The organism is uncultured Holdemanella sp. (assembly GCF_934772795.1).
Taxonomy (GTDB): domain Bacteria; phylum Bacillota_I; class Bacilli_A; order Erysipelotrichales; family Erysipelotrichaceae; genus Holdemanella.
Genome location: NZ_CAKVMR010000130.1, coordinates 1 through 1,551, shown reverse-complemented (window position 1 = coordinate 1,551; position 1,551 = coordinate 1). Strand labels below are relative to the sequence as shown.

Below are 1,551 nucleotides of genomic sequence, written 5' to 3'. Positions count from 1 at the left end.
ATATATAGATGGAGACTTGTTAAAAGAAATAATAGAAGAAGATATACAACCTAATATTCCTCAAATAGAAAATGAATTACAAATCAAAGTACCAGAATTAAAAACAACATATTTAGGAATAGTAGAAGGACAAGCTAGAATAACAGAATTCGATGACATATACAAAGACTATTGCATAATGAAAGGATTATTACATAGATTAGACCATTGTAGTTCAGCATGGATACCAGTTGAAGATGAAACAAAAAATGAAATTTCAAAATTTGTAGAAGAATTTATGAAGAAACAAGATTTTGATCCAAATGATTTACAACAATTTGCAAAAGAAAATCAAAACAAAAATATTATGGTAATTGGTTCAACTGGAATGGGAAAAACAGAAGCAGCATTACTCTGGAGTAATCATGATAAAACCTTTTTTACATTGCCATTAAGAATAAGTATAAATGCAATATATGACAGAATAAAAGAAACGATAGGATATGAACATGTTGGATTATTACATTCAACTGCAGTTGATTATTTAGATGATAAAAATGAAGAAAACGAATTTGAAAAAATAAAACAAGCACGAAATTTATATGAAAAAATTACAACATGTACAATAGATCAAATCTTTCCATTTGTTTTCAAATATAGAGGATATGAAAAAATTTATGCAACATTAAGTTATTCAAAAGTAGTAATTGACGAAATTCAAGCATATTCACCAGAAATTGTAGCAGTTATTTTAAAAGGACTACAAATGATAAATAACTTAAATGGAAAGTTTATGGTAATGACTGCAACACTTCCTAGAATATATAAAGACAAATTAGAAGAAATGGAAATAAAATTTGAGTATAATGAATTTATAAAAGATACGGTGAGACATAAAATTCAATTAGTAGATTCAGTGATAAATCAAGATATAGAAGAAATAAAAGAAAATTCTAAAAATAAGAAAGTATTGATAATTGTTAATACAATAAATAAAGCAATTGAAATATATGAAAAACTAAAAGATGAAAATATATCAAATGTAAATTTACTACATTCAAGATTTATACAAGCTGATAGAAGTGAAAAAGAAAAGAATATAAAAGAATTTTCTAAAAATAGAAATGAAGCAGGAATATGGATAACAACACAAATTGTTGAAGCATCATTAGATATAGACTTTGATATGTTATATACAGAAATGTCTACATTAGATAGTTTATTTCAAAGGCTGGGAAGATGCTATAGAAGTAGAAAATATGATGAAAATACACCAAATGTAAAAATATATATAAAAGACACAAGTGGAGTTGGATATATATATGATAAAGAAATCTATGAAAAAAGTATAGAATTATTAAAACCATTTAATGGAAAAATCCTACAAGAAAAAGTGAAAATTGATTTAGTTGATAAATTATACTCAAAAGAAATGTTACAAGGAACAGAATTCTATAAGAAATTCAAAGAGGCTTTTAAAATATTGGATAACATTATTGACTATGATACAAGTAAAAAAGATGCACAGCATATTTTAAGAAATATTGATAATATAGATGTAATTCCGAAGAT

At 24.6% G+C, this 1,551-nt stretch carries 1 protein-coding gene; it reads left to right on the top strand.

Annotated elements, in window-relative coordinates:
* Positions 1-1,551 (top strand): CRISPR-associated helicase Cas3' (cas3, locus tag Q0F04_RS11865; protein ID WP_295753550.1); only part of this gene is annotated, 1,551 nt, incomplete at both ends.